At 65.4% G+C, this 20,431-nt stretch carries 19 protein-coding genes; 5 read left to right on the plus strand and 14 right to left on the minus strand.

Annotated elements, in window-relative coordinates:
* A partial coding sequence (locus tag RHODMAR_RS18555; protein WP_008717478.1) for an Asp-tRNA(Asn)/Glu-tRNA(Gln) amidotransferase subunit GatC occupies positions 1–131 on the minus strand: 131 nt, incomplete at its 3' end.
* Between the two features lie 306 nt (positions 132–437).
* Between RHODMAR_RS18555 and RHODMAR_RS18560 the strand changes: the two genes are divergently transcribed.
* Complete coding sequence (locus tag RHODMAR_RS18560; protein ID WP_042939835.1) at positions 438–1,088, plus strand: amino acid-binding protein; 651 nt, start codon at positions 438–440, stop codon at positions 1,086–1,088.
* Positions 1,089–1,136: 48 nt separating this feature from the next.
* On the opposite strand, the gene ligA is transcribed toward RHODMAR_RS18560, so the two are convergent.
* From ligA to RHODMAR_RS18610, 10 genes are all read right to left on the minus strand, one after another.
* Positions 1,137–3,287, minus strand: coding sequence for an NAD-dependent DNA ligase LigA (gene ligA / locus RHODMAR_RS18565; RefSeq protein WP_442970070.1), 2,151 nt, complete (start codon positions 3,285–3,287; stop codon positions 1,137–1,139).
* Positions 3,288–3,356: 69 nt separating this feature from the next.
* Positions 3,357–3,539 carry a hypothetical protein gene (locus RHODMAR_RS18570; RefSeq protein ID WP_042939836.1) on the minus strand — a complete coding sequence of 61 codons (183 nt, stop codon included), beginning with the start codon at positions 3,537–3,539 and terminating at the stop codon, positions 3,357–3,359.
* A 65-nt stretch (positions 3,540–3,604) separates the two neighbouring features.
* Complete coding sequence (locus RHODMAR_RS18575) at positions 3,605–4,792, minus strand: GGDEF domain-containing protein (RefSeq protein ID WP_008717483.1); 1,188 nt, start codon at positions 4,790–4,792, stop codon at positions 3,605–3,607.
* 51 nt (positions 4,793–4,843) lie between these two features.
* Positions 4,844–5,944 (minus strand): methionine synthase, encoded by a 1,101-nt coding sequence (locus RHODMAR_RS18580; RefSeq protein WP_008717486.1) that lies wholly within the window; start codon positions 5,942–5,944, stop codon positions 4,844–4,846.
* Positions 5,941–7,029, minus strand: a complete 1,089-nt coding sequence (mnmA, locus tag RHODMAR_RS18585; protein ID WP_008717488.1) for a tRNA 2-thiouridine(34) synthase MnmA — start codon at positions 7,027–7,029, stop codon at positions 5,941–5,943. Before mnmA ends, RHODMAR_RS18580 begins: the two co-directional genes overlap by 4 nt.
* Entirely contained in the window at positions 7,029–8,267 is a 1,239-nt protein-coding gene (locus tag RHODMAR_RS18590) for a cysteine desulfurase family protein (protein WP_051048178.1), read from the minus strand. The genes mnmA and RHODMAR_RS18590 overlap by 1 nt, the downstream gene beginning before the upstream one ends.
* Before the next feature lie 82 nt (positions 8,268–8,349).
* The gene (locus RHODMAR_RS18595; protein ID WP_232433706.1) at positions 8,350–9,279 is read right to left on the minus strand and encodes a lysophospholipid acyltransferase family protein; all 930 of its coding nucleotides are present in this window, start codon (positions 9,277–9,279) and stop codon (positions 8,350–8,352) included.
* Complete coding sequence (locus tag RHODMAR_RS18600; RefSeq protein ID WP_008717495.1) at positions 9,276–10,094, minus strand: GNAT family N-acetyltransferase; 819 nt, start codon at positions 10,092–10,094, stop codon at positions 9,276–9,278. The genes RHODMAR_RS18595 and RHODMAR_RS18600 overlap by 4 nt, the downstream gene beginning before the upstream one ends.
* A gap of 147 nt (positions 10,095–10,241) precedes the next feature.
* Complete coding sequence (locus RHODMAR_RS18605; protein ID WP_008717497.1) at positions 10,242–11,198, minus strand: electron transfer flavoprotein subunit alpha/FixB family protein; 957 nt, start codon at positions 11,196–11,198, stop codon at positions 10,242–10,244.
* A 42-nt stretch (positions 11,199–11,240) separates the two neighbouring features.
* Entirely contained in the window at positions 11,241–12,041 is an 801-nt protein-coding gene (locus RHODMAR_RS18610) for an electron transfer flavoprotein subunit beta/FixA family protein (RefSeq protein WP_008717499.1), read from the minus strand.
* A gap of 205 nt (positions 12,042–12,246) precedes the next feature.
* Between RHODMAR_RS18610 and RHODMAR_RS18615 the strand changes: the two genes are divergently transcribed.
* Genes RHODMAR_RS18615 through RHODMAR_RS18625 form a run of 3 tightly spaced genes read left to right on the plus strand, consistent with a single transcriptional unit; the run spans position 12,247 to position 15,835 of the window.
* A complete protein-coding gene (locus tag RHODMAR_RS18615; RefSeq protein WP_232433707.1) occupies positions 12,247–13,035 on the plus strand; it encodes a class I SAM-dependent methyltransferase in 789 nt (262 codons plus the stop codon).
* 23 nt (positions 13,036–13,058) lie between these two features.
* On the plus strand, positions 13,059–14,591 hold the full coding sequence (locus tag RHODMAR_RS18620) for a 1,4-alpha-glucan branching protein domain-containing protein (protein WP_042939840.1): 1,533 nt from the start codon (positions 13,059–13,061) through the stop codon (positions 14,589–14,591).
* Entirely contained in the window at positions 14,588–15,835 is a 1,248-nt protein-coding gene (locus RHODMAR_RS18625; RefSeq protein ID WP_008717505.1) for a glycosyltransferase family 4 protein, read from the plus strand. Before RHODMAR_RS18620 ends, RHODMAR_RS18625 begins: the two co-directional genes overlap by 4 nt.
* 9 nt (positions 15,836–15,844) lie before the next feature.
* On the opposite strand, the gene RHODMAR_RS18630 is transcribed toward RHODMAR_RS18625, so the two are convergent.
* Positions 15,845–16,606, minus strand: coding sequence for an acyltransferase (locus tag RHODMAR_RS18630; protein ID WP_008717507.1), 762 nt, complete (start codon positions 16,604–16,606; stop codon positions 15,845–15,847).
* Positions 16,607–16,754: 148 nt separating this feature from the next.
* On the opposite strand from RHODMAR_RS18630, the gene RHODMAR_RS18635 reads away from it, so the two are divergent.
* Complete coding sequence (locus RHODMAR_RS18635; protein ID WP_008717510.1) at positions 16,755–18,077, plus strand: outer membrane protein assembly factor BamB family protein; 1,323 nt, start codon at positions 16,755–16,757, stop codon at positions 18,075–18,077.
* Here RHODMAR_RS18635 and RHODMAR_RS18640 read toward each other — a convergent pair.
* Entirely contained in the window at positions 18,065–19,237 is a 1,173-nt protein-coding gene (locus RHODMAR_RS18640; protein ID WP_008717512.1) for a THUMP-like domain-containing protein, read from the minus strand. The genes RHODMAR_RS18635 and RHODMAR_RS18640 overlap by 13 nt on opposite strands.
* Before the next feature lie 40 nt (positions 19,238–19,277).
* Positions 19,278–20,324: a class I SAM-dependent methyltransferase gene (locus RHODMAR_RS18645; RefSeq protein ID WP_008717514.1), complete on the minus strand. Its 1,047-nt coding sequence runs from the start codon at positions 20,322–20,324 to the stop codon at positions 19,278–19,280.
* Positions 20,325–20,431 lie beyond the last annotated feature (107 nt).

Consider the following 20,431-nt stretch of genomic DNA (forward strand, 5'->3'; position numbering starts at 1 on the left):
TCCGCCACTGCTTTGACGTGGTGAAGAATCGAATCCAACTGGCCGGCGAACTCGTCGAGTTCGGCGTCGCTGAGAGCCAAGCGCGACAGCCGGGCGAGGTGAGCGACCTCGTCGCGGGAGATGTCAGGCACCGCGTAGACCCCTTTCACACAATAGGAGTGGAGCCGACCGAAGCGACCCCGTGTTTGTACAGAGCGAACCGATCGGGTCCGCAAACGCGGTCCAGCCTAGTGCGAAACGTTCGGCAGCCTTCACGCACGCCCATCGGGTGTTTCGATGTCAGAATTGTCACTGCTCGCGTTGCGCGTCGATCCGTACAGGTCGAAGATGCAAGGATTGCTCGCGCCAGGGTGCACAGTGTTCCCTTTCCGACCGTAGGTCACCACCGGTCATGCCGGTGTGGCCGAAGTACGCCAAGATCCGAAAGGGAGCGTGACATGTCCTACCTGCTCCGCGTTCAACTGCCCGATCGGCCGGGCAGCCTCGGGGCCCTGGCCGTCGCGCTCGGTTCGGTGGGAGCAGACATCCTCTCCCTCGACGTCATCGAACGTGGTGAGGGGTACGCGGTCGACGATCTGGTCGTCGACGTAGCACCGGGTTCGCTGCCCGATACGTTGATCACGGCAGCCGAGAACCTCACCGACGTTCGGGTCGATTCCATTCGGCCGTACACCGGCGTCCTCGACACCCACCGCGAATTGGAACTGATAGATCGCGTCGCTGCAGCATCCGACGACCGGTTGCAGGTGCTCGTCGACGGCGCTCCTCGCGTCCTACGTGTGGGGTGGAGCACAGTGATTGCCACCAACGCACACGGCCCGTTCCGGCTGGTGGGCAGCCCGGGAGCGCCCGAGACCCGTGCCGCCGAGCTGCCGTGGTTCCCACTGAAGGCCCCAGCCGCCCTGGACGGCGATGCCGAGTGGGTTCCACAGGTGTGGCGCGACATGGACACCCAGATTGCTGTGGCTCCCCTCGGCACCACCGGCACCGTACTGATGTTGGGACGCCCCGGTGGCCCGGAGTTCAGGCCGTCGGAGGTGGCCCGTCTCGGCTATCTCGCCGGCATCGTCGCCACCGTCCTGACCTGACCCTGCTGCTCTCCGAACCGACGGCTCGCCGCCCGAGCGCGGACCCGGTCAGTCGGCAGATTCGGGTGCCGGTTCCGCTGGTACCACCGCCTCGGGTCCCTCGGACAGCAGCCGAGTGAACCCCGCTTCGTCCAGTACCGGCACACCGAGCTCGATGGCCTTGTCGTGCTTGGAGCCCGGAGATTCACCGACGACGACGAACGCTGTCTTCTTCGACACCGAACCGGCAGCTTTTCCACCCCGCAGCAGGATCGCTTCTTTGGCTTCGTCGCGTGAATACGACGTCAACGAGCCCGTGACCACGATCGAGAGCCCCTCGAGATGTCGCTCGATCGACGCATCGCGCTCGTCTTCCATGCGCACGCCTGCGGCCCGCCACTTCTCGACGATGGTTCGATGCCACTCGACCTCGAACCACTCCGAGACGGCTGCGGCGATGGTGCCGCCCACCCCGTCGACCGCAGACAGTTCTTCGACCGAGGCCGCCTCGATGCGTTCGAGACTGCCGAATTCACCGGCCAGCGCGCGGGCCGCCGACGGGCCTACGTGGCGGATGGAGAGGCTGACCAGCACGCGCCACAGCGGCTGGTTTTTCGCGACAGCCAGATTGTCGAGCAACTTTCGTCCGGTAGCCGACAGGGCCCCGGATTTGGTGCGGAAGATGGCCGTCTTCATCAGGTCCGACTCGGTCAACGAGAACAGGTCGCCCTCGTCCTCGATGGCAGCGGTGGTCAACAAGTCGGTTGCGGCCTCGTAGCCGAGGCCTTCGATGTCGAATCGCTGCCGCTCGGCTACGAAGAACACGCGCTCGCGCCGCTGGGCCGGGCAGAACTGCGAGTTGGGGCAGCGCAGGTCTGCGTCACCCTCTTTGGCCGGAGCCAGCGGGGTCGAACATTCCGGGCACTCGGTGGGCATGACGAATTCGGTTTCGGCACCGGTCCTGGCGTCGACGACGGGGCCGAGAACCTCCGGAATGACCTCACCCGCTTTGCGAATGGTCACCGTGTCGCCGATCAACACGCCCTTTCGCTTGACCTCCGAGGCGTTGTGCAGTGTCGCCAACGACACCGTGGAACCGGCCACGAGAACCGGCGTCATGTACGCGAACGGGGTCACTCTTCCCGTCCTTCCCACACTGACGCGGATGTCGAGCAGAGTCGTGGTGACTTCCTCGGGTGGGTACTTGTACGCAATGGCCCACCGCGGCGCTCGAGAGGTCGTCCCCAATCGGCGATGCAACGACATGTCGTCGATCTTGACCACGAGACCATCGATTTCGTGTTCGACGTCGTGGCGGTGCTGGTCCCAGTACACGACCTTTTCGATGACGGCATCGATGCCCTGCACGCGAGTGGTGTGTGTCGAGATCGGCAGACCCCAGGCCGAAAGCGCCTCGTAGGCATGCCACTGCGAGTCGGGGGTGAATCCCACCATGCGTCCGAGCCCGTGGCAGATCATGCCCAGACGGCGCTTGGACGTGACGGCGGGATTCTTCTGTCGCAGCGACCCTGCAGCGGAGTTTCGCGGATTGGCGAACGGGGGCTTGCCTTCCTCCACGAGTGCGGCGTTGAGTGCCTGAAAATCCTCGAGGCGGAAGAAGACCTCCCCGCGTACTTCCAGCAGCTCCGGCACGGGGTACTCCGCACTGCCGGTCAAGGTGTCCGGGATGTCGTCGATGGTCCGGGCGTTGAGGGTCACGTCCTCACCGGTACGTCCGTCGCCACGGGTGGCCCCGCGCACCAGAGTGCCGTTCTCGTACACCAGGTTCAGCGCGACGCCGTCGATCTTGACCTCGCACAGATACTCCAGATCCGGTCCGGCTTCGGTCTCGACTCGTTTCGCCCACGCCCGAAGCTCGTCGTGATCGAACACGTTGTCCAAGCTGAGCATTCGTTCCAGATGATCCACGGCGGTGAATTCCGTCGCGAAGCCACCTCCGACGAGTTGGGTCGGCGAATCCGCCGTGCGCAGGTCGGGGTGCGCCTCTTCCAGGTCGGCGAGCTCGCGCAGCAGAGCGTCGAATTCGCCGTCGGACACGATCGGGGCATCGCGCACGTAGTAGCGGAACTGGTGACCGCGCACTTCCTCGGCCAAGGACTGCCATCGCTCACGGTCGGCCGACGACGCTGGGTCGAGTTCGACACCGACGGCCCCTGCGGTGTCGTCGGCTCCGGCGGGCACTTCGGTCTGCTCAGGCACGTCACGAAGATTAACGGAACCCACCGACAGCGACTCATCCACAGCGACCGATGGGCCGACACGATGTTCCTAGCGGCCCATGAGCCCCAGCAACAGGGTCGCGCAGATCAGGGCCACCGCGCAGATACCCGCGGTCAGAGCGAAACCGGTGACGAAGGAATCGGAATAGATGCCGCCGAGCACGGAGGCCATTACCGACAGCAGCACTCCAGCGGGGAGTCCACGTCGCTGGGCATCCGACAGCCGATACATCGCACGATCATCGCAGAGCGCTCGACCATCGACGTCGGCGCACCGAGCGTCGGTGCTTCGAGAGGTCAGATCTCGTCGACGACGAGGCTGTTTCCGCCGGATTGCTTCGACCGATACATCGCGGTGTCGGCCGTGCGCGCTGCTCTTCCCACCACCGAGGTCCCCACGTCCCACAGTGCGGAGTCCTCGCGCAGCAAGGCCATCCCGACGCTCACGGTGACCGGAATGTCATCACGGTGATCGCACAGCACCCGAACCATCTCGAAACCGACGTCGACCATTCCACGCGCGTCACCGACCAAGGCCACCAGAAACTCTTCGCCACCGGTTCTGGCGAGCGCTCCACCCTGGTGTCGAACCAGGCGCCGCAACCGGTCGGATACTCGGACGATCACGTCGTCCCCACGGCTGTGGCCGAAACGGTCGTTGACGGCTTTGAACTTGTCTATGTCGACCACGACGAACGCCATCGACATCCCTCGCTTACGGGCTTGCTGCCACAGGTCCAGCAGTTCGCTGTCTATTCCTCGCCGATTGAACACACCGGTCAACGGATCGAGCACCGAGCGTTTGGCGTCGTTGGACAGCGTCGTCCACGCCACCTGAGCGAATACGGGTACTCCGACGGTCGCCAGCAGCAGAACAACGGTGGCCGTCGCGACGGCGGGTCCGTCTATGTAGTCCACCTCGCCGTCCATCACCGACAGAAATGTCCGAATGCCGAAGCCGAGGATGAATGTCCCCGTCCACAGCAGATGCGCCACCAACAGTCGCGGGCTCAGGAAATACGTGCAGAACGCTCCCGTGACCGCGAACAGCACCGTTCCGATCAGGGACGCGACAGGCGCGTACAGCACCAGCACCGAGGTCGTCATTATGTCGCCGAACGCAAGGAAGCCGACGAAGAATTTCTTACCCGGAATTGGGCCGAGCACACACCGGGCAGCGAAGAGCACCTGTGTGAAGAGCACGAAGAAGACCCACCCGACCGCAACGGTGCCGGTCGGACCGAGGTCACTGAACAGCATCAAAATCGATGTGAGGGCATACATGAGGACGGCCGTACCGAACACGGCTCGAATCATCCCGGTCAGCGGGCGGGTCGATCTGTGGTTGATGATCCAGTCGAAATCGTGCGGGGCCCGATACCAGTCCGACGTGGCGGCGGCGAGTTTGGCAATGACACCTCGACGGTGCCTGCCGGAACGTCGGACGGAGGCGACCTCATCGAAGTCGCGACCACCTGATGCCATTTTGCGAACTCCCACCGATTCAGCAGACCCCCGACGGGCATGTGAATAGTGTCACACGGCTGAACGACCCTGAAATCGTGGGTTTCGACGACGGGGTGACAGAGCTTCTTCACCGGGGCCGCCGGTGAAATCCGTCAGCGAATCGGGCGCGTCGGCAAATGCGGCGGCCACCTCACGGGCGAGTCCCGTTGCGCGACGGGCCCACTCCGGTGTGCTGCCGGCCAGGCCGCAGGTGGGCGTCACCGAAATCTGTGACGCCAGCACGCGACGATCGAAACCGAGGCGGTCGATCAAGGTCACACCGGGCTCGGCGAGTTCCCGCCAATGGGGTGGCCGCTCGGGAGCTTCCGCAGGGATCAGCCCGAGCATCAAGGTCTTTCCTGCCTGCAACAACTCGCCGATTCCGTCGAAATCGGCGCGGCGCAGCGCAGTCGCATCCACCGCAATCGCTACCGCTCGCGAGCGACGAAGCAGATCGAAAGGAACGTCACTGTCGCAGCAATGCACGGCAACTGGGAGCGCAATCGTCTCGACGAGTGAGTCGAGCAGATCGAGTGCATCCGGTTCCGGGACTGCTCGGACCGAATCGAGCCCGGTGATTCCCGTCAGGGTGCCTGCCAGAACAGCTGCGAGACTGGGTTCGTCGAGCTGAACCACTACCTCGGCACCCAGTCGACGCGTCAGTTCCGCGCAGTGCAGGCGTAGTCCCTCACCGAGGGATTCGGCGAAATGTCGCAGGGCCCCGCGATCGGTCAGGGCCCGATGCCCGTGCCGCAGTTCGACCTGCGCTGCCATCGTGAACGGTCCGGCAGCCTGAACTTTGATGGTGCGACCGCTGCCGCGAAGCCCCGACACCTCCCACAGTTCCTCGAGCACGTCGAGGTCCTCGGTGAGAAAATCGATTGCCCTGCGCCCGGCGAGCATCGGACGCGGCACGACTCGATAGCCGGAGGTGCGCACGTCGAGTTGGACGTCGACCATGATCGCTCCGGTGCGCCCGATCATGTCCGCACCCAGGCCGCGTGCCGGAAGTTCGACGATATGTGGAAGCTCGGTGAACTCGCCGACGACGACTGCGGCAGCCTCACGGATATCGGTGCCCGGCCACGAACCGATGCCGGTCGCGAGCCCGGCGAAATCGCTCGACGTCACTCGCGCTCGGATCGGGTACCCGAGATGGTCGAGCTACCGATGACGACGTCTCCGTGAATGTCCTTGCGGTACAGCACTGCCGCCTGTCCCTTGGCGACACCGGTGAGCGGAGCCCGCAGCTGGATCTCCATCCCCTCGCCCACTGCCTCGGCGACGGCCTCGCTCAATCCGCCGTGCGCGCGCACCTGAACCATGCATTCGATGGGACCGACCGGAGCTGTGCCCTCGGTCCATACCGCACGGTCTCCGCTGATTGCCCAGACATCGAGCTTCTGGGCAGAACCGACCATGACGGTGCCGCTGTCCGGTTCGATCGACGTGACGTATCGCGGACGGCCGTCCGCCGCTGGGCCCTCGACACCGAGTCCCTTGCGTTGACCGATGGTGAAACCGTGCACGCCGTCGTGGTCGGCCAGTTCGGCTCCGGTATCGGAGTCGACGACCTTGCCCGGACGCACGCCGATATGTGCGCCGAGGAAAGCGCGGGTGTCGCCCGAGGGAATGAAACAGATGTCGTGACTGTCCGGCTTGTCTGCCACCGCCAGCCCGCGCTCGGCAGCTTCCTCTCGAATCTCTGACTTCGGGGTATCGCCGATGGGGAACATCGCACGGGAGAGCTGCCCGTGGTTCAGCACGGCCAACACGTAGGACTGGTCCTTGTCCGCGTCCACCGCCCGGCGCAGCACACCATCGTGCAACTGGGCGTAGTGGCCGGTGGCCACGGCATCGAAGCCCAATGCGAGGGCGCGGTCCGCCAAGGCCGAGAACTTGATCTTCTCGTTGCAGCGCAAGCAGGGATTGGGAGTCTCGCCCGCTGCATAGGACGCGACGAAGTCGTCGATGACGTCCTCTTTGAAGCGGTCGGCGAAATCCCAGACGTAGAAGGGTATTCCGAGCACATCGGCGGCCCGTCGGGCGTCACCGGCGTCCTCCTTCGAGCAGCAGCCACGCGAACCCGTGCGCAACGCACCGGGCGCGGTGGACAGAGCCAAATGCACGCCCACGACGTCATGGCCTTCGTCCACGGCACGAGCCGCGGCCACAGCCGAGTCGACTCCCCCGCTCATAGCTGCCAGTACACGCATCAGCGATTTCCTCCTCGAGCTCCGACGCTCGCCAGTCCGGCGGCGCGAGCACGTTCGACGACCTGCGGCAGGGCCGCAAGCACAGTGGTGACGTCCGCATCGGACGAGCCGGCTCCCAGGGAGAACCGCAGCGAGCCACGGGCGACGCGCGGATCGACGCCGAGCGCGATCAGTACATGGCTGGCGCTGGCGACACCTGCCGTGCAGGCGGAACCCGTCGAGCACTCGATGCCCGCAGCGTCGAGCAGCATCAGCAACGAATCGCCCTCGCAGCCGGGAAAGGTGAAGTGTACGTTGCCGGCCAACCGGTGCTCACCCTCCGGGCCGTTGAGGATGGCGTCGGGAACGGCGTCCCGAATTCCGGCGATCAACCGATCGCGCAGTGCGCTCAGCTCGACGTGGTGCCCGGACGCGTTCTGGTTGGTGAACCGTAGCGCCGCCGCCATCGCGACGACGCCTGCGGTGTCCGGCGTGCCCGATCGCACGTCGCGCTCGTGCCCGCCGCCGTGGAACAACGGAACACACGGAACTTGACGGCCGAGCAACAGTGCGCCCACGCCCTGCGGACCACCGAACTTGTGCGCGGCGATGCTCAACGCGGACAGACCGCTGTCCGCGAAACTCACGGGTAGGTGCGCAACGGCCTGAATCGCGTCGCTGTGCATCGGGACTCCGTACTCGCCAGCGACGGCAGCGAGTTCGGCGATCGGCATGACCGTACCGATCTCGTTGTTGGCCCACATCACGGTGACGAGGGCAGTCTCGTCTGCGTGCAAGGCCAGTTCGGCGCGTAGTACGTCCGGCGTCACCCGGCCCTCGGCATCGACCGGGAGCCAGGTGACACTCGCGCCTTCGTGGGCGACGAGCCATTCGATTGCGTCGAGTACCGCGTGATGCTCCACAGAGCTGGCGATGATTCTGTTCAGGGCGGCATCGCCGTCTCGACGCGCCGTGAAAATGCCTTTGACGGCGAGGTTGTCGCTTTCGGTGCCGCCGGAGGTGAAAATCACCTCGGACGGACGCGCACCGAGGTCTGCCGCGATCGATTCGCGGGATTCCTCCACCCGACGTCGGGCCGATCGGCCGGACGTGTGCAACGACGACGCGTTCCCTACGGTGGCGAACACAGCGGTCATCGCCTCGATCGCACACGGCAGCATCGGAGTTGTCGCTGCGTGATCGAGGTAGACCGGTGGCCGCGGGGGGACGGAAGCAGTCGTACTGCGCACAGAAGGCATAACAGGCTAGACGATACCCGTTGCGGCGACCGCGGACCTACCTGCGCGAGGTGGGTCCGCGGTCGGGTCGGTCATCCCTCGATCAGGCCGCCGATACCGTCGGCGGCATCGGGCGGCGTTCGACCTCCGCCATGACCTCGTGCAGCGTGGGGTCGTAGACGTCCTTCCGGTGTCGTTCCGCAGGCTCCACTCCGTCGTCGCGTCGGATCGCGACCTCACAGCGTCGAGCAAGGTCGCGTCGATCGCTACCCGGTGCCTCCGGAGCCGTGAACTCCACCTCGGCCCGAAGTCCCCGAAGTCGGAAGATCCGGGCGATGGACGCGCCGATGGTTTCGTCTCCGACGAAGCAGGTCGCCGCGGTCGGCTCGCCGGTTCGGTCGAGGTAGCGCAGCCGGATGGGTTGCACCCAGGTTTCCGAATCGATCGCCGCCTGCAGCAGCGCCGGGCGCAACGAGCCGTAGGCGCGCCCGCACCAGGTGGTGGCCTCGGGGAAGACGACGACCGATCCACCTGCGCGAACTCGATCGGCTACCTGCTCGACGACACCGGGTAGCCGGTGCAGTCGCGCTCGATCGATCGGGATCACCTTCATCGCCTGCGCCAGGCGCCCGAGTACCGGCCAGTCGACCAGGTCGGCGCGCGCGACGAAAGTCGAGGGCTGCACTGCGGTGAGCACCACGACGTCGGTCCAGGAGATGTGACCCGATACGTGCAGCGCACCGCCGGCAGTACGGGATCGTTCGCGCTCCGAGCGGCCGTCGAGCACGCTCAGGTCTATTCCGATGGCGAACAGCAGAGTGCGGGCGCCGATCCGGGTCAGCGAGCGGCGGACGCGAGGGAAGGGCACCCCCAGCACGACCAACACCGGCAGTAGACCGAACGCCGTCAGAGCAAGGACGACACGCAGCACGACGACGATCCGTCCTACCGTCGGCGGATTCTTCGGCAGACAGCCTTCACCGCACGGCGACGACGGCATCCACGCGTGAGTGTGCACGATCGGTTCGGTCACCGGACACCGGACTCGAAGGTTGTTGCGGCCGAACGCAATCGGTCGAGATAGCGAGTGTTGGCCTCGTGCAGACCGAGCAGCGCGACGAAATCGGCGACACCGAACTCGGGATCGTGCGCGGGCTCACCGCAGATGGACGCCCCGAGTCGGAGGTAGCCGTTCATCAACGGCGGCATGGACGTTCGCTTCGCCGGAGCGATATCGACGAGGTCGACCCCGTCGACGACGACCGGAGCATAGGGCCGAACCCGCCGATCGAGAGGCGTCGCATGCCTGTCCAACAAGCGGTCTCGCACACTGCGGACATTGGCCCCGATGGGTTCACCCGGTGCCGATTGCATGGGAACCGACACGCAACCCATCACCCAGGCGTAGCCCGTCACGTCGAGGTAGTGCAGAATCCCGGCCCACATCAGACCGAGTACGGATCCCGAACGATGGTCGGGATGAACTGCAGCTCTTCCCATTTCGACTATGTTCATGCCGACGGGATCGAGGGCGGCGATATCGAATTCGGTGGCCGTGTAATAGCCGCCTGCGGCCACGGCGGCCGGTGGCGGCAACATGCGGTAGCAGCCGACGAACGTGTCGGTCCACTGGTCACGGACCAGGAGGTGATCGCAGAATTCGTCGAACCGATCGGCGTCGAGGCCGTCGGTGTCGGTCGGAATGGCAAATCCTGGTTCGGAAGCGAACACGTCGTAGCGCAGGCGCTGCGCCGCGAGTCGGCGCTCCGGTTCGGTGGACAACACGAGCGAGTAGCGGTCGGTGGCCGGGACGATCGATGCAGTCGAGCTCATGACGGAAGTGGTCATGAGGTGTGTCTAACGAGCGGGGAAGACCATCGGGCATCGGCGAGGGAACGTGTCGGAAGAGTTTGTGTGAACAAGGTTGCCCGACCACGCGCAGACGGGCCCCCACCGCAGATGCGGTGAGGGCCCGTGAGGGAAGAGCGATCGTGACTATCCCTTGTGCTTCTTGACTGCGTCGGTCAGCTGCGGCGCGACGTTGAAGAGGTCTCCGACGATGCCGTAATCGGCGATCTCGAAGATCGGTGCTTCCTCGTCCTTGTTGACCGCGACGATCGTCTTCGAGGTCTGCATGCCGGCACGGTGCTGGATGGCTCCGGAGATTCCCAGCGCTACGTACAGCTGCGGGGAGACGGTCTTGCCCGTCTGACCCACCTGGAACTGGCCCGGGTAGTAACCGGAGTCGACTGCGGCGCGCGAGGCACCGACTGCGGCACCGAGCGAGTCGGCGAGGTCCTCGACGACGGTGAACTTGTCGGCGCTACCGACACCGCGGCCGCCGGATACCACTACCGATGCCTCGGTGAGTTCCGGACGGTCGCCACCGACGATCGGGTCACGCGAGGTGATCTTGACGGTGCCGTCTTCCTGCGCGGGGACCTCGACGGTCTCGCGGGTGCCTGCTCCGGCCTTCGGCTCGGCCTCGACTGCACCGGGGCGCAGTGAGATGACCGGAACGTCGCCGTTTGCCTTCGCCTCGACGGTGAATGCGCCGCCGAAGATGGAGTAGACAGCACTGCCGTCACCGTTCAGTGCGACGACGTCGTTGTGGTAGCCCGAGCCCAACCGTGCTGCGAGACGACCCGCTACTTCCTTGCCTTCGATCGTGGCTGCCGTGATGATCGCCGCGGGCGAAGCCGATTCCGCGAGCGCCGACAGAACGTCGACCTTCGGGGTGACGAGAAAGCCGTCGATGTCGTCGGACTCGGCGGCGTAGATCTTCTCGGCACCGGCCTCGGTGAGTGCATCGGCGACCTTGTCGGTGGTGCCGACCGGTCCGGTGACGACTGCGGACGGCTCACCCAGTGCGCGCGCAGCGGTGATCAGCTCGGTGCTGACCTTCTTCAGTGTTCCCTCGACGTGCTCCACGAGCACGAGTACTTCTGCCATGACTTGCTCCTCGTTTGTCTTCGCTTGCTCGGTGGGGCGGGATCAGATGATCTTCTGGCCTACGAGGTAGGTGGCGATCTTGTCGCCGCCGTCGCCCTCGTCGGTGAGCCGCTCGCCGGCAGTCTTGGGAGGCTTGGGGGTGGACGACGTGACGGTCGTTCCCGCATTGTCGACGCCGACGATGCCGTCCTCGACACCGATGTCGGCGAGCGTGATCGTCTGCACCGTCTTCTTCTTGGCGGCCATGATGCCCTTGAACGACGGGAACCGCGGCTCGTTGATCTTCTCGGTGACACTGACGATGGCGGGCAGCGTGGCTTCGAGGCCGAAGATGCCTTCGTCGGTCTCCCGCTCGCCGGTGACCTTGCCGTCTGCGACAACGAGCTTGCGCATCTGGGTCAGGGCCGGAATCTGCAGGTATTCGGCGATGATCGCGGGAACGGCACCGGTGCGTCCGTCGGTGGCCTCGTTACCGGCAATGATGAGGTCGGCCGGCTCGTCGTTCTCGAACGCGACGTTGCCCAGTGCGGCGGCAAGTGCGTATCCGGTCTGGATCGCGTCGGAGCCGTGCAGAGTCGGGTCGTTGAGGTGCACAGCACTGTCTGCACCCATCGACAAGGCCTTGCGGATGGCATCGGTGGCACGATCGGGGCCTGCGGACAGAACCTTGACCTCACCGCCCTGAGCTTCCTTGATGAGCAGTGCTTCTTCGACGGCCCGCTCGTTGATCTCGTCGAGGACGGCGTCGGCAGCCTCGCGATCGAGGGTGTAGTCACCGTCGGTGAGCTTGCGCTCGGACCACGTGTCTGGAACCTGCTTGATCAAAACAACGATGTTCGTCATGGGTCTGCGTCGACCTCCTGGTCATGTTCTGCTGATCGTGAGTGTTCTAACGGTTCGTGCAGTTCTACGGTCTGTGACGAGGTTACCTCACCGTAGTTACTCATGGGTAACTTACTTCTTCGTCCGTCCGACCATACATCTGCCCCCGACTGTTACGGAGACCACGTTGGCTTACCTCCCTCACGCCTCCACTAACCTTCCGTCGGTGAACGATTCATCGGCTCGGCCACCGGCACCGGAACCACTCCCCCTCACCGGCGAGAGAACAGTGCCCGGCATCGCCGAGGAGAACTACTGGTTCCGCCGACACGAGGTGGTCTATCGAGCCCTGGTCGAGCGGTGTCGCGACCGCACCGTGCTCGAGGCAGGATCGGGAGAAGGCTACGGAGCCAACATGATTGCCGACGTTGCCACTCAGGTCATCGGCCTCGACTACGACGCGTCGGCCGCTGCACACGTGCGGACGGTGTACCCACGGGTGACGATGCTGCGCGGCAACCTCGACCGACTTCCCTTCGTCGATTCGTCCGTGGACGTCGTTGTCAACTTCCAGGTGATCGAGCACCTCTGGGACCAGGGCGCGTTCCTCTCCGAAGTACATCGGATTCTGCGCCCCGGCGGCATGCTGTTGATCAGCACTCCCAACCGCATCACCTTCTCGCCTGGCCGCGACACACCGCTGAACCCATTCCACACTCGCGAACTCGACGCCGGCGAACTGACCGAGCTTCTCGTCGCCGCCCGGCTCGAGGTCGACGAACTCACCGGCGTTCGGCACGGACCCACGCTGGCCGCACTCGACAGCAAGCACGGGGGTTCGTTCATCGACGCCCAGATCGAACGGGCGCTGGCCGGTGAACCCTGGCCGGTCGAGCTCGCCGAGGACGTTGCGGCAATCACGATCGAGGACTTCGACATCACCACCGACCGCATCGACGACAGCCTCGACCTCGTTGCCATCGCTCGGAAGAGCTCGAGCGCGGTGATCGGGTGACATCCGGTACCACCGTGCCGGGCATGTTCACTCTGGTGCTGCACTCGCACCTTCCGTGGTTGGCCAATCACGGACGGTGGCCGGTCGGCGAGGAATGGCTGTACCAGTCCTGGGCCGATTGCTATCTGCCGATCGTCGAGACTCTGGAGCGATTGGCCGACGACGGCTACACCGATGTGTTGTCGCTGGGGGTCACGCCTGTTCTGGCTGCCCAACTCGACGATCCGCACTGCCTGTCGGGTATGCATCACTGGCTCGGAAACTGGCAACTGCGCGCGCACGAGGCCACCGATCGCGAGCTGTCCGTCCGCGAACACCGTGGTTCGGCCGCTGCCCTCCAACGGTTCGAGACTCGGTGGCGACACGGCGGATCCGCGGCGCTTCGGCCGCTGCTCGATGCCGGCACAGTCGAGCTGTTGGGCGGGCCACTCGCACACCCGTTCGCGCCGCTGCTCGATCCGCGATTGCGTGAATTCTCGCTTCGCGAGGGTCTGTCGGACGCGCGAGCACGTTGGGGCACCGCCCCCTCGGGCATCTGGGCACCGGAATGCGGTTTCACCCCCGGCATGGAATCCGAATACGCGGCGGCCGGCGTGTCGCACTTCATGGTCGACGGCCCCGCAATGCGCGGCGACACCTCCCTCGGCAGGCCGGTGTGGGATTCGGATGTCGTCGCCTTCGGCCGCGATCTTCCGGTCAGCTATCGCGTGTGGTCACCGAAATCGGGCTATCCGGGCCACGCTGCCTATCGGGACTTCCACACCTACGATCACGCCACCGGTCTCAAACCCTCCCGAGTCACCGGCCGTTCCGTCGCCTCGAACGACAAGGCTCCCTACGATCCCGAGCGCGCGTCCGCCACGGTCGACGGCCACGTCGCCGACTTCGTCGACGTCGTTCGCCGCCGACTGACCTCCGAATCCCAGCGGATCGGCCGTGACGCACTGGTGGTGGCCGCCTTCGACACCGAGCTGTTCGGACACTGGTGGCACGAAGGCCCCCAATGGATCGACAAGCTCATGCGCGCCCTTCCCGCCGCCGGTATCACTGTCGGAACACTCGCCGACGCACGCGAACAGGGCTACGTCGGAGCTCCGCTCGAACTGCAGGATTCGTCCTGGGGATCGGGCAAGGACTGGCGTGTATGGGCCGGCGAGGACGTCGCCGACCTCGTGGCGCTGAACTCCGAGGTGACTCGTACCGCTCTGGACGCAGTCGACGCGGCACGGCACGGGCAGCGCAGCAGCGGTGGGCCCGAACTACGCAATCGGGTCAACGATCAGATACTGCGTGAGACACTGATGGCGGTGGCCAGCGACTGGGCGTTCATGGTCAGCAAGGACTCCGCGGCCGGCTACGCCCGGGAACGGGCGCATGTCCACGCGCACGCTCTGCGGGAAATAGCCGCTGCGTCCACAGGTGGGTCGTCGGCACGGGCCACAGCACTGGCGACGCAGTGGAACCGCGCGGACGGATTGTTCCCGGCGCTGGATGCGCGCCGGCTACGCGGTGCGGGCACAGGCAGTAAGCGAGAAGGTACGGGGGGTCGTCCATGAAGATTCTGATGGTGTCGTGGGAATACCCACCCGTGGTGGTGGGGGGCCTCGGTCGGCATGTTCACCATCTGGCGACCGAGTTGGTCCGCTGCGGACACGAGGTCGTCGTGCTGTCGCGCCGCCCGACCGGCACCGACGCCGCCACTCACCCGACGTCCCACGAGATCGAGGACGGTGTGCTCGTCGTCGCCGTCGCGGAGGACCCCGCCCATTTCGTCTTCGGCGAGGACATGCTCGCCTGGACCCTGGCGATGGGTCATGCCATGGTGCGGGCAGGGGTCGCGCTGGGCAAGCCCGGCCTGGGCGACGGCTGGCAGCCCGACGTGGTCCACGCTCATGACTGGCTGGTCGCGCACCCGGCCATTGCCCTCGCCGAGTTCTTCGACGTACCTCTGGTCTCGACCATCCACGCCACCGAGGCAGGACGCCACAGTGGTTGGATTTCCGGTCCGATCAATCGCCAGGTGCACTCGATCGAATGGTGGCTGGCCAACGATTCCGATGCGGTCATCACGTGTTCGGCTTCGATGAAGGACGAGGTCACCGCGCTGTTTGACGTCTGCGAGTCGACGGTCTCGGTGATTCGCAACGGAATCGACGGCTCCGCCTGGAACTTTCGGCGACGAGAGCCTCGATCGGAACCCGCGAAGTTGCTCTACGTCGGCCGGCTCGAGTACGAGAAGGGGATCCAGGACGCCATCGCCGCCCTGCCCCGCATCCGGCGGAGCCACCCCGGCACCACCCTGCACATAGCCGGGGAGGGAACGCAGTTCGCCTGGTTGGCCGGGTTGGCGCGTACCCACCGGGTGGCCCGCGCGGTGTCGTTCCTGGGCAATTTGGACCACACCGAACTCCTCGGCTGGCTGCACGGAGCCGACGCCATCGTCCTTCCCAGCCGGTACGAACCCTTCGGCATCATCGCCCTCGAGGCCGCGGCAGCGGGCACCCCGTTGGTCGCGTCCACGGCAGGTGGTCTCGGTGAAGCGATCGTCGACGGAGTGACCGGCCTGTCCTTCGCGCCATGCGACGTGGGCGGCCTGGCCGCGGCCGTGCGGAACGTTCTCGACAACGCCGACGCCGCGCAGGAACGGGCCGTGGCGGCCCGGCAACGCCTCACCGTGGATTTCGACTGGAGACACGTTGCCGAATCGACAGTCCAGGTCTACCTCGGGGCCAAACGCAAGGTCCGGCATCCTCTCGCGCGTCCGCGGATCACCGAGCGCGCCCTGCCCGGCCGCGCCTGACCGGACCGGTCAGCTCTCCCGCGCGGCCTCGGCCTGACCGAGAGCCTTCTTGCGGGCGATATCCTCCAGCGCAGCAATGTATTTCGCCCGGTCGGCGGCACCGGCTTCCCAGGCGTCCTTACGGTTGCGGACGACCTTCGCGGGGGCACCGACGGCGATGCTGTAGTCGGGGATCTCGCCCTTGACCACAGCATGGGCACCCAGTACGCAGCCGCGCCCGATGCGGGTTTCGCGCAGGATGGTCACCTTGGCCGCAATCCACGTGTCCGGCCCTATCCGCACCGGCCCCTTCACGATTCCCTGATCCTTGATCGGCATGTTCACATCGTCCATACGATGGTCGAAATCGCAGATATAGCACCAGTCGGCCACCAGAGTCGACGCGCCGATCTCGATATCGAGGTAGGTGTTGACGACGTTGTCCTTGCCGAACACGACCTTGTCGCCGATGCGCAGCGAACCCTCGTGACAGCGAATGGCATTGCCGTCGCCGATGTGTACCCAGCGGCCGATTTCGAGGCGCGAGAGCTCTGGGGTGGAGTGGATCTCGACGTTCTTGCCGAGAAACACCATGCCCCTGAGAATCACGTGCGGATTGTTCAGCTTGAACTTCGCCAGTCGGTAGTACCGCACCAGATACCAGGGCGTGTACGCCTTGTTCGCGAGCACCCAATCGAGGGACGCACGCGTGAGAAACCGTGCCTGCAAGGCGTCGCGTCGTCTCGACCCGCGCCAGCGTGTCCGCAGCGGCGCGTTCCACATACTCGTCATGGACGTTCACCCTAGTTTCTCGTTCGCCCGCCCTCTGCCGGCGCCCACCGGCGGGCTAGGGTTGCCTGTCGACTGTTGCTCGTCGGCAGAGACGAACAGGACGCCCCGGCACCGCGTCGGGCACGGAAGAACCCATGGGGAGCGATCGATGCGCGGCGTCAGTGCCAACGACAGCACCGGCAAGAAGATCACTGCGGTCGTAGCTGCGGCAGTACTGGCGACCCTGAGCGGCTGCAGTACCGACACGACCGCGATCGAACCGCTCTCGCCCGATTCGTGGCCCGCCGTTCACGCGAACGCCCACAACAGTGGCTCGACTGCGGTGTCGGTGGATGCTCCCCTGACGTTGGACTGGACTCGGCCCACCGGCGGCACCGTGACCTCGCCGGTCTCCATCGGTTCGACCGGTCAGATGTTCGTCACCGCCGCCACCGAATCCGGCTGCAACCTCTTCTCCTTCGAGATCGATTCCGCACGCAAGCGCTGGTGCAATCGCGCCGGACCGTCGGTCGTGACCGCAACTCCGACCGTCGATTCGGCAATCAACGTCTACATCGGCGACGACAGCGGCATGAGCTCGTACAACGATCACGGGCAACTGCGTTGGCGCACACCAGCATACGGGGTTCCCAAGTCCGCCCAGTTCCTCGGCGACGGAAGCGTGCTCTCGGTCACCCAGATGGGTCAGGTCAGCGTCCTGGATTCGCAGACCGGGCAGCTTCGCGTCCCGATACTCGATCTCGTCCCCGCACCAGACTTCCTCACCGATCCCAACACCGATTTTCGGCCGGCAGACACCGGACTCGCCGCGTGCAGCTCAGGTGGTTCCGAATGCCCGGTTCCTGCAACCCCTGCGGTCGACATCGCGACAGAAACGATATACCTGACGCTGTGGCGTCCAGGTTCGATTGCACCACAACTTGTTTCACTTCGATACACCCGCGACGGGTCTCCCGGACTGACCGAGCGCTGGTCCTCGGATCTTCTGCCTGCGGGAGTCGCGTCGTCTCCGGTACTGTCCGCAGACGGCTCCACGCTCTACCTGGCCGACGTCGACGGCAGATTGACCGCGTTCGACACCGCCGACGGTCGACAGAAGTGGACCGAGGGCACCGGAATCGGCCTCGGGTCCTCCCCGTCGATCGCCTCGGACGGAACGATAATCCCCGCGGGCGGCGACGGCACCCTGATCGGATTGCGTGACAACGGTGACTCCGCTGAGCGGATATGGATGCGCGACGACGTCCAACAGGCAGGCACCGCAGCCCAATCCGCCGACGGGCGCGGCCATACCGTCGTTCGCGATGGCGACGGCCTCGCCCTGCTGACCTTCGATGCGGCCACCGGGGAGACGGTGGACTCGCAACCCCTTCCCGACGTCGTCGGTTCCACTGTCGGAACGTCCATCGGACCGGACGGCCAGGTCGTCACGGCGAGCTACCTGGGTGAGATCTTCACCTACACCGGCTGAGCAATCGAACCGGGTACACAGACGAAGGCCACCGCCGACCGTTCGATGCGAGTGATCACGACCGAGAGCGCGACGGTTCCGCGGAGCTTGAGCCTGGGCCGAAGGATCGCCGGGTCCACATCCACCCCGCGTACGAGAATCTCCACCGAACCGCAATCCATCCGATTCAGTTGTTGCCGAAGTACTTTTTCCGAGAACTTCGACTGCTCCAGAATCCGGAACCCGCGCACCCCGGCCGGGACGGTGTCTCCGGTCAGGTAAGCGATTCGCGGATCGAGCTGCCACAGACCGAATCTGGCACCGTAATGCCGAACCAGACCGGCCCGAACCACGGCACCGTCGGGATCGACGATGTAGTCCCCCGGCGGCCGAACCGGAATGTCGTCCGATTCGGCATCGGTGACTTCCAGTGCGCTGCCGTCGGATCGAAGAACCGCGGCGCGACGGCCGATGCCGTTTTCGCTCAACCCTTCCGACCAGAGGCACGCTTCCCGCACACCCCCGTCGAGCGAGACGACCTCGATCTCACCGGGCCAGTCGAGTGCGTCGAAGTCCAGTCCGGGAGCGCACTTGACGACGAGATCTCGGCCCCGATAGGCGTCGATCAGATCAGGCAGCGGGGGTTGTAGCGACGCAGGGTCGTGGCGTCGCCGTCCACCGACTCGGCGGCCGGGATCGGCCACGACGACGGTCCCCCGCGTCGTCGGGGTCAGTGCGTCGGCGCGCAGCACCGTGGCACCCGGGACGTTGTGCGCGGCCATCCGAAGCCTGATCGGATCGAGATCACTTCCCAATGCCACCTCGGCCGACCCGACCAGCACCGCCAGTTCACTACCGATCGAGCACGTGACGTCGTGCACCCGCCGGCCGGACAGTCGAACAGCTCGCCTGCGCGCCACGATCGTCGGGGTGGCTTGTTGGACCGCTTCGTCGGTCACCAGCCAGTGATCGGAGTCGAACAATTTCGCACGAGCCTTGCGGCGAACCGTGACGGTTTCGATCAGGGCACCCGCGTGGGCCGGAAAGCGAGTCCGCACCGAGGTGATGTCACGCACCGCCGTTCGAGCACTGAGCTCGAGCTCCTCGACCGCGCCGAGAGCTCCGGCACCGGCCTCACTTCGCAAGAAGTCGAGGTCGGTGCCGGTGAACTCGTAGGCCACTACCGGACTCGAGGGTGACGACGGCCGCGGTCCGAGCCGATCAAGCGCGGGGCGCAGGCTTGGTGCCGGTGATCATCACGTTGTAGAACAGTCCGCGCGGTACAACGTGCGTCAGCACGTTCTCGTCGACCCAGCTCAGAGTCTTCCATCCACCGAATGCGAACTTGGCCCAGTTCCAGCCGAGCTTGCCCGCGGGCACTGCGGCCTCGAACGTCCGCACCGGCCAGCCGAGCAGGGCCGCGGCGAACTCTTCGGTGTTCGCCTGAACGTGCTCGGCGCCGGCAGACAGCGCGATGTTCTCGAGATCGGCGGGATCGAACGTGTGCAGGTCGACGACGGCCTCGAGCGCAGCGGCCCGCGAGGACTCGTCCAGCTCTTCCTGCGGCTTGCGCCAGTCGGCCAGGAACGGCAATTTGGTGACGCGAGTGGTCGCTTCCCAGGTGATGCGCCCGAGCCAGCGAGCGTAGAAGTTGCCGACGGTGGTCGGTTCGCCTGCGAAGACGAATCGGCCGCCAGGCTTGAGCACGCGCAGCACCTCACGCAGTGACTGTTCGACGTCCGGGATGTGGTGCAGCACGGCGTGCCCCACCACCAGGTCGAACGTGTTGTCCTCGTACGGAATCGTCTCTGCGTCGGCCACGCGGCCGTCGACGTCGAGACCGAGGTGCTCGGCATTGCGCAGAGCGACTTTCACCATGCCTGGCGAGAGGTCGGTGACCGACCCCTTCTCGGCGACTCCGGCCTGCATCAGATTGAGCAGGAAGAAACCGGTCCCGCAACCCAACTCCAGTGCACGGCCGTACGGCAGAGCAGAGTGCGCCGACGCGTCGCCGGACACGGCCTGATCGAATCGACCACGGGCGTAGTCGATGCAGCGTTCGTCGTACGAGATCGACCACTTGTCGTCGTAGGTCTCGGCTTCCCAGTCGTGGTAGAGCACCTGCGCCAGTTTGGTGTCCGACCGTGCGGCTTCGACCTGCTCGGCTGTGGCGTGGGGGTTCGGAACCGGATCGACGTTCCGGACGTCGTCATCGGACGTCACACTCGAGATCGATCGATTCACACCGTCGTGGGGGCTTGCAGTCATCAGGCGAGCCTACTATCCGGTAGCTGTAGAACAACCCTGTGCGTCGTGTGCGGGCTTCACCTGCCGGTGAACGTCGCTTTGCCCGGACCGTCGGCCACGAAGGACTT

Origin of the sequence: Rhodococcus sp. AW25M09 (assembly GCF_000333955.1) — a bacterium.
In the GTDB taxonomy this organism is placed as follows: domain Bacteria; phylum Actinomycetota; class Actinomycetes; order Mycobacteriales; family Mycobacteriaceae; genus Rhodococcoides.